The following is a 7,878-nucleotide window of genomic DNA, read 5'->3' on the forward strand; positions in this document are numbered from 1 at the left end:
GGCAATATCTCCAATCCAGAAATGAAAAAGCCCGGCGCAGGGCCGGGCATGGCGTGACGGGCAGCCTTACAGGTTGCCGATCACCTCATAGTGCAGCTTGAGCTTGACGGTTCCCGTTGCCGCACCACCGCCGACGGTGAGGGTGATCTCCTGGTCAGGTGCCGTCAGCAGGTCGTCAACCGGAATGTACTTGGCCACCGCCGTCACCGTGCCTTCGGCGTTGATGATGACGGTGTCGCCGATCTTGGCTGTGATGGTGGTACTCGCGCCCAGCGCAGTGCTGAACATCGTGACTCCCACCACTTTCAGGTTGGGCTCCACTTTGTCGCCAAACGCGACGACGTCGCCGGCCGGTACCGCCGCCAGCTTGGCCACCAGGGTCGGAGAGATGGAAAGGTTGCCGAACGCACCGACAAACCAGCGGTACGCTTTGGCGATCAAGGTAGTTTTGGCCATGACATGGCTCCTTATTGGGTCTGATAAACAGGGAGGGGGCGCTTACCCCCTCTGGTTTAGGGCTTAGCGGCCGATGGGGCTCACTGCGGTATCCAGCACCATGCAGCCATGGTCTTGGATGTTGCCGTTGCGCTGCTTGAAGCGGATTTTCTGCAAACCGGACACCCAGTTGATGGAGAGCTCGGTCGCGTTGCCGTGGTCGGTTTTCTCTTCGTGCATACCGAAGGAGCCACCCTGCTCGCCAGAGCCGAAGGCATTGGCCAGCGCCTGGCCACCCAGCAGCACCGCGCGGTCGATGGTGGTACCTGCAACCTTGTCCACTTCCACCCCGGTCGCGGAGTTGGTCGCGCACACCTTGACGGAGCTGCCTTGGTTGAAGCGGATCGGCATGCCCTTGTACTGCTTGACCAGGATGCCGCGCCACATCGCACCTTCACCACGGAAGATGGGGTGATTCCAGCCCTTGGCGCGCTCTGCCACTGCTGCCAGCATGGCGTTCCAGTCTTTGCCGGAACTGGAGGTGTAGAAGTCGTGCCATTGGCGCGGGGTGACGTAGAGCACATAGAGCGGTTCGCCGCCGGAGGGGTCTGCCACCATGCGGATCGGCTGGATGGGGTTGGCCATCTCGGACAGATAGAGCGCCATGTTGTCCACGCAGCCGAGGTTGAACCTGTCCGCGGCGTCAATGGCTTCGAAGGTGGTAGCATCCCCGCCGAAGAAGTGGCGCTCGTAGGTCGGCGCGGTCAGCGGGTTGATCATGATGTCGGCAAATTCCGGGTCATCCGCCAGCGGCAGAATGATATCGGTGGCCGAGTAATCCCCGCGAGCACCGGCCAGCTGAGCAAAGCCACGCTGGTCAACCAGGCGACCGTAGTAGCCATCGCCCAACAGCACACGTGCGGTCTTGATCAGGTCGTGCTTGGTGCGCTTCTGGCTCATCTTGCCGCCCGCGTCCACACCGTGGCGGGTCTGGTTGATCTTGAGCGAGAAGTCCGCGAAGGACATGCTCTCGAGGCGCCCTGCCAGCTTCTTGTCACCCATGGTCGGGCGGCCAGACAGTTGGTGGAACAGCTGCATGTCCACTTCATCCCCGGCGCCTTTACCAAGGTCGGTGATGCGCACCACGGGGGCGCCGGCGCTGGTCTGTTTGCCGCCGTTGACCTTGGCACCCTTGGGGGCCTCTTCGGTCAGCATGTTCACCAGCGAATGAGAACGGTTGGCCGCCGTGAACAGTGCGGCCTGCAAAATCTTGTTGGCTTGCGCCGAGGTGACTTGGGTCATGGTCCTCTCCTACATGAAAACAAAAACCCCGACACAGTGGTCGGGGTTGGCTTATTGAAATGGGTGGTGGGTTAGAACCCGGCCTGCTCCAGCAGCTCATCCATTTGGGTGTCCGTCATGGCGCCCATCTCGCCGATAAGCTCGGTCTGAGACATGGCGCCAAAGCGCTCCACTCCAGTGGGAGCGGCATGATGGGTCTGGCCGAGTGCCGAAGGGCTGGACGGGATGAAATCAGCGGGCTTTTCTGCACCCTTGCCGGGTACCTTGGCGGGAGGGATGACCTCATCACCAAAGGCCAGCTTGGTGCGGCGCGCCGCCTCTGCGAATCGCTCATCCAGCGACTTGCCTTGCCACGCGGGATCAGCCTGGAGCTTCTCATCGACGATGATGGCGAAGTCGAAACGGTCCTGGTCCTTTTCCCGCCAGCTCACCAGATCAGGTACCGCCTGCAGTGCGGCCTGTACCGGGTTGAGGGTGGGTTGAACCTGCTGCGGGGCGACCTGGGGCTCCAGCTTTTGGAGCTTGCGGGCAATGGCGGCGATGGACTTGCCGAGATCCGGGTAGTCCTGCGCCAACTGCTCGAGCTCCTCCTGGCTGATATCGTCGGGGTCCACGTCGGGGTTGATCCCGTGCTTCTCCATCAGCGCTTGCAGCTTGTCCCGCTCGGCTTGGGCCTGCTGCGACTGAGCCAGCTGCTCACGCAGTTGCTTGGCTTCATTGCGCGCCTGCTCCAGCACTTCATACGGGATGGTGTGTTGACCGCTCTTGGCCAGGATCACCTTCTCAGGCTCCGCGACCCCTTCACCGCCCTGCTCGGTGCTGCCCTGTTCGTTACCGGCTGCCACCTCGCCCGCCGACGGCGCGGGTTGTACGTCCGTTTGCTCGGTAGCAGTGCCATCATCCAGCTCGCTATCGGGCTCACGCTCGATCGCTTCCAGCATGGCTTCCAGTTCGTCCAGGCTCTCAGTGCCGTTCAGGTTGTCGATGTTCTTATCCATGGTTGTCCTCGTGGGTTTTCAGTGGGTGGTATCGCTGCCCAAGCGGGGGAAGGCTCTCGGTGAAAGCCCTCTCCGGCTGGAGCTGGGCACAAAAAAGCCCGCACAAGGCGGGCAAGGTCTGTCGTCTATCGCTAGGGATTCACTTCAACTCAAAATCTCTCGGAGGGTCGCGCCTCTCGTCTAGAGAGGTACTGTTTCTTTGCGCTCTCGACAGCGACCTGGTGCTGCTGTTCATTCTCGCCAACAGAGCAAACCACTATCTCGCCCTCTGCAACTGCAATCCTTGTTGAGATAATCGGTGGTGTTGCGCCACCGACTCGCGGCCCGCTCATTTCTTCAAGGTGGCACTTGAGCCGCCAGCCTTCCAGCTTCCACAGCTCTTGGCGGGCCTTGGCTTCGGCATCCTTGATGGCGTACTTGGCGCCAAGATCTGCATTGAAGTTGGCCGGGTCGGCGCAGGCGGTCATGCCGATGGCAAGGGTGAAGCCGTTGGCAGCAATGGCGGTGGCCAGCGTGGTTGTGGTGCCAGGCACAACCTGCACCTCATAGCGAACGCCACGCATCAGAGCATCGATCTGGTCCGGAGTAACACGCGGCGCAGTCAGCCCGAGAGTCTGGATCTCGCGCTCCATTTCGGCATCAATGTGTTGCTGGTCGGTCATGGCCCGCTCCAAATAAAAAACCCGGCACAGTGGCCGGGTCTGGAAATGAAAAAGGCCCAATCTCGACAGACTGGGCCATGTTGGGGAAATCGTAACGCTGGCAGGTCAGGAAAGCAACTATCAGAGCGCGATGGCGTCGATCTGCTGCTGGATGGTGTCCAACAGCTGAGCCTGCAGCACGGCTTGCTCCCCCTGGATGCTCTGCTGCTCAGCGGCAAGCCGCTCCATCTCCTGCAATGTCTTGCCTGTCTGGGCCTGCTTGAGGGCATCCTCAAACCGGATGGAGTCGGTCAGCTTGGCGATGCGCTGGGCCTCTGCCTGCCACTTGGCGGCCTTGCCCTCCAGCTCGGCCAGCTTGGCCTGCATCTCGCGCATGGCCAGCTCCTGCTGCATCTGGGCCTGCTGAGCCTGCTGCTCGGCGGCTGCGCGCTCCTCCTCGTTCATCTCGTCCGGGTCTTTCGGGATGTTCAGGGCATTGCGGATCCGCTCCACAAACTCGGCCTTGCGCGGTACATCCATCAGCTCGACCAGCAGGTCAAAGCAAGCGCCGGCAGCCTCGGGCGGGAGTTGTGACATGGCCTGGGTCATCCGCTCAGCCAACTGCTGCTTATAGGCGGCGGTTTGCTGGATCGGCGCCAGTGCGATATGGGCCCGCAGCCGGGTCACATCATTGGTGAGTTTGCCATCCTCCTGCTCCACGTTGACCACCACGGTTTTGCGGCGGCGGGGGTCATCCCGGTTCACGGTCACCTTGTAGTTGCGCTTGCTGGCCATGTCTTCCAGCAGGTACGCCAGCGCCAACTGCCCCACTTGCTGGCAGCCCATCCGGTAGTTGTCGTTGATCTCCGAAAGCGTGGTCGCCCCCTGCTCCACCAGGTTGCTGATAGCCACGCCGGACTGCCCGGTGGAGCCCTGGCCCAGGAAGGCGGCATAAACCCCCATGGTGTCCTGGATCAGCTTCACCGAGTCCTGCATCACCTGAAACTGCTGGGCCGCCACGTTGAAGTCCTGCTCCACCTTGAAGGCATCGCTCACGCTGGTCTTGTTGGCGCGGTCCGGGTTGAGCTCGATGTAGCCATCAGGGCGCTCGACCTGCTCCAGCACCTGACTCTGGCTCATGTTGGTGGCGTCCTTGTCCGTGATGACCCGCTTGGCCTGCAGCAGGAACGTCAGCTTGATACGCCGCAGGTTCACCTCGTCCTGTGCCGGCATGGCTCGAACAATCAACCCATAGGGCTCACCGGTGCGGTCTTTGCGGTAACCCCAGAACGGCACCAGCGGATACATGTTGTGGGGCGCAGAGCAGGGTCGATCAACCAGGTGATGGGGGCCGACGAACCAGGATTCCCGGATCACGGCCACCGGGCAGCGCTCCAGCTTGGCGCGCCCCATGGCCACAGCAGCCAGGTGCAGTTGATTGGTCTTGTCGTACTCCAGTGCCCGACCGGAGTCCAGCATCAGCACCTGACGCATGGTGTAGGTGCGGTAGTAGACCACCTGCAGAAGCACCCGATCCCGCTCCCGGCTGCACCACTCGATCTCCTTGCCGCTGAATTGGCTCCACTCGTCATAGGCGCTGACCAGATTGGGGTCCAGCCCCTCGATGGCGGTCAGGCTCATGACCCCATCCCAGTCGTTGACGCCCCACTCCAGCGCCTGTGCCTTGCTCGGGAACATGGTCTTGGCCTCATCCAGATCGACCCAGCGGCGTCGCATCAGCCAGCGGCAGTCGCTCAGATCCGGCTCCCTGCTATGCCAGTCCCAATAAACCTCGTCACGGTGGACATTGCTGAACTTGTAACGTGGGCCGAACGGGTCATCGCGGCGACACACCTCAACCCAGCCCAGGCCGGTCTTGATTTGGCCGCCGTAGGCCTCGCCCCGGGCGCGGTCTAGTCCGCCAAGGCGGCACATATCGGCGTATTCAGCGTTGACGGCCTCGGCCAGTTGCTCCAGCTCGTCGTCGTGGTCATCGGCGATCACCATCAGATCGGTGCGGCTCTTGGCTTCCATCCCCAGCACGCCGTCAATGGTCGGCGCGATCAGGTTGTGAATGGTGATGGGCTGGCCCCGAGCCTTGAGCACACTCACCACCTCGGGCGGCAGTTGATCGCCGTCGTAGTAGGCGCACGCCCGATTGGCGATAGAGCGCCAGTCCGGCTGGCCATTGATATCGCTCATCAGTTTGAGCAGGCGCGGGGTATCGAGGCCGCCTTTTTCAGGGGCCTTGGGTTGGGCGTTGATCATCAGTTGGCCATCCAGTGCTTGGGTTTGCGGGAGGATTCAGGTTTGACGATGCGGGCCGGCATCCGGACACGCATCTCTTGGGCAATCATGTAGCTCATGAGCTGGTCGTCGTAGCAGCCGTCCTGGGCGTTCATGCTGCCGCTCTTGTCGTAGACGTAGGTGGTGGCTTCGGAAATGGTACCGATCCAGCGGATCCCGGACTGCCCGGCACGCAGCAGGGCCTTGAGGCCATCAACCAGGATCGGCTTGGACTGCCGAGTGGTGAGCCAGCCGAGGCGCGGGGTCTCGTCGTCGCGGTCCCGGTCGATGTGCTCCTGGGTGTAGATGCGCCGGGTCGGGTAGATTTCACGGAGCTTGAGCAGCACGGCGTGGCCGTGGTTGTTGCGCTCTGGGCCGATGTAGGCCGGGCCATGCTCTGCGGTGCCGTAGAACCTGCCAACGTGGGCCAGCAGTTGGGCAAACAGCCCGGGATCCAGATGCCCGAACCAGTGGGCCACCTGCCGGCCGTCGCTCTTGGCGGTCACGTCGAGGCTTGAACGGTCGCCGTGCTCCAGCCCTTCCGCCACGTCGGCGCCGATGGCGTAATCCTCGTCAGGGTCTGGCAGCTCCCAGACCAGCAGCATGTTCTCGAGGGAGCGCTGGCCACGCTCGTCCAGCTTCTCCGGTTTGCGGGCCTTCTCGCGCCTGCCGGTCACTGGGTCGATGTCGTAGACGATGAGCGGGGCCATGCAATCGCCCTCGGCATCCATGGTATGGATGGGGTCGAACACCCGGCGCCCTGAGGTGAGGAAGGCTTCCAGCGGCGTGCTGGGGAACTCCTGCTTCATCTCGGCACCCAGTGTGGCTTCCTTCAGCACGTACCATTGCCGCTGCTCGTCGGTAATGGTGCAACCCATCGACTTCTCCACCGCAGTGAAGTATTCAGCCTGGGTCTTGCTCATCACTACGCCGGATGCCGGCACATCTGCGCGATACTTGGGGTCCTGCCACCAGGCGAAGAAGTGGAACTTCCAATCCAGCTGACTGAGCTCACCAGAGGCCCGGGCCAGCTCGAGGGATTTCATGCTCATGGCGTGGAAGTCGCCCCCCACCCCTTCGGCTGTGCTCTCGATGAAGGCCACCGCGCCAGGGTGGATTGCCTGCAGGGTCCCGGTTCGCACCTCCTTGGCCTTCTCCGGGTACTTGGCGCAAATCTTCCCATGCTCGGAGACATGCAGGCGCTGGACGGTACCGGAGCGGAAGGAAGTGGCCACCTGGATGCTGGAGCCATGCCGGAACAGGATGTGTCCGCCATTCGCCCCGCCACGCCGGGTCACCACCTTGAACTGGGCCTTGAGCCAACCCGGCAGGTTATCGAACGGGACTTCAATCTTGGTGCGGTAGATCTCGCCGGCGGCCGTCAGGTCCTGGGCGATGATCCCGCACTTGAGGTTCTTGTTGAACAGCGCCTCATCCAGCAGATAGATATCGATGGCGGTGGAGAACCCAAGCTGGCGCGCCTTGAGGATGATGTTCAGGTACCACATGGTCCGGAACAGCAGCTCCTGTGCTGGGCGCAACCGGAAGCGCACCAGTTGGCCCTGCTCGTTCTCGATCATGTAGAGGTTGTTCATCCGCCACCACTTATCGCTGAGCTTCGAACGGATGTAGGCCATCTGCTCCTGCTCAGTCATGGCGGAGGTATCGAGTTCGGTCATTGGTGGATCTCAGGCAATAAAAAACCCGCCGAGGCGGGTTTGTCTTGGTGATGCGGTTTACACTGCTATTCCACATTTCTGCTTTATGTAGCCGATTGCGAGCTCCTTACTAACGTCCTTTAGGACACTAATAGGCTCACTTGATATTTCTTTTAACCGAGCAAAGATATCTGGCTTATCTAAGGCCGAAGCAAATTCAAAGCCTGCTTTTGTGATAGAGACCTCAGCATTAAAGTATTCTGGATCGCCTTCATTGTCTGGTGAGTCGGATAAGCCACAGAATCCAGCCTTGCTCACATCATACAAAGACCTTGAATTTGCATCACATATATACCCTTCCTCAACAAGCATCAGATAATGGAAGGAGAAGTTGTGAATATTGTTGACCGGATATTTCGACATAATATCGGAGATAACGCCAACACATTGTAAGCGTTGAGTTGTAATTTCACGATTGGGTTGATTTGAAATTGCACAATCGGTCTGATGGAAGGATACCCGCCATCACTAAGGAGACTGCCTGTGCCCCATCGTGAG

General features: G+C 60.9%; 7 protein-coding genes. All 7 read right to left on the minus strand.

What is annotated here, in order from left to right; translation table 11 throughout:
- Window positions 1–66: 66 nt before the first annotated feature.
- Complete coding sequence (locus tag PG883_RS10155; protein WP_041215985.1) at window positions 67–456, minus strand: hypothetical protein; 390 nt, start codon at window positions 454–456, stop codon at window positions 67–69.
- A 63-nt stretch (window positions 457–519) separates the two neighbouring features.
- Window positions 520–1,737 carry a phage capsid family protein gene (locus tag PG883_RS10160; RefSeq protein ID WP_270807180.1) on the minus strand — a complete coding sequence of 406 codons (1,218 nt, stop codon included), beginning with the start codon at window positions 1,735–1,737 and terminating at the stop codon, window positions 520–522.
- Window positions 1,738–1,808: 71 nt separating this feature from the next.
- Window positions 1,809–2,735 carry a hypothetical protein gene (locus tag PG883_RS10165; protein WP_239053180.1) on the minus strand — a complete coding sequence of 309 codons (927 nt, stop codon included), beginning with the start codon at window positions 2,733–2,735 and terminating at the stop codon, window positions 1,809–1,811.
- Window positions 2,736–2,884: 149 nt separating this feature from the next.
- Complete coding sequence (locus PG883_RS10170) at window positions 2,885–3,397, minus strand: Gp49 family protein (protein WP_239053179.1); 513 nt, start codon at window positions 3,395–3,397, stop codon at window positions 2,885–2,887.
- 120 nt (window positions 3,398–3,517) lie between these two features.
- Window positions 3,518–5,644 (minus strand): OmpH family outer membrane protein, encoded by a 2,127-nt coding sequence (locus tag PG883_RS10175; protein WP_239053178.1) that lies wholly within the window; start codon window positions 5,642–5,644, stop codon window positions 3,518–3,520.
- Complete coding sequence (locus PG883_RS10180; RefSeq protein ID WP_270807181.1) at window positions 5,644–7,341, minus strand: terminase; 1,698 nt, start codon at window positions 7,339–7,341, stop codon at window positions 5,644–5,646. The genes PG883_RS10175 and PG883_RS10180 overlap by 1 nt, the downstream gene beginning before the upstream one ends.
- Window positions 7,342–7,398: 57 nt before the next feature.
- Window positions 7,399–7,743: a hypothetical protein gene (locus PG883_RS10185; RefSeq protein WP_270807182.1), complete on the minus strand. Its 345-nt coding sequence runs from the start codon at window positions 7,741–7,743 to the stop codon at window positions 7,399–7,401.
- Between the last annotated feature and the right edge of the window lie 135 nt (window positions 7,744–7,878).

Source organism: Aeromonas sp. QDB25, assembly GCF_027707725.1.
GTDB classification, from domain to species: Bacteria; Pseudomonadota; Gammaproteobacteria; order Enterobacterales; family Aeromonadaceae; genus Aeromonas; species Aeromonas caviae.

Bases quoted from the DNA above. Each gene is read 5' to 3' on its own strand.
- PG883_RS10185 (WP_270807182.1), bottom strand. From the start codon at position 7,743: ATGTCGAAATATCCGGTCAACAATATTCACAACTTCTCCTTCCATTAT.
- PG883_RS10165 (WP_239053180.1), bottom strand. From the start codon at position 2,735: ATGGATAAGAACATCGACAACCTGAACGGCACTGAGAGCCTGGACGAA.
- PG883_RS10180 (WP_270807181.1), bottom strand. From the start codon at position 7,341: ATGACCGAACTCGATACCTCCGCCATGACTGAGCAGGAGCAGATGGCC.
- PG883_RS10160 (WP_270807180.1), bottom strand. From the start codon at position 1,737: ATGACCCAAGTCACCTCGGCGCAAGCCAACAAGATTTTGCAGGCCGCA.
- PG883_RS10155 (WP_041215985.1), bottom strand. From the start codon at position 456: ATGGCCAAAACTACCTTGATCGCCAAAGCGTACCGCTGGTTTGTCGGT.
- PG883_RS10175 (WP_239053178.1), bottom strand. From the start codon at position 5,644: ATGATCAACGCCCAACCCAAGGCCCCTGAAAAAGGCGGCCTCGATACC.
- PG883_RS10170 (WP_239053179.1), bottom strand. From the start codon at position 3,397: ATGACCGACCAGCAACACATTGATGCCGAAATGGAGCGCGAGATCCAG.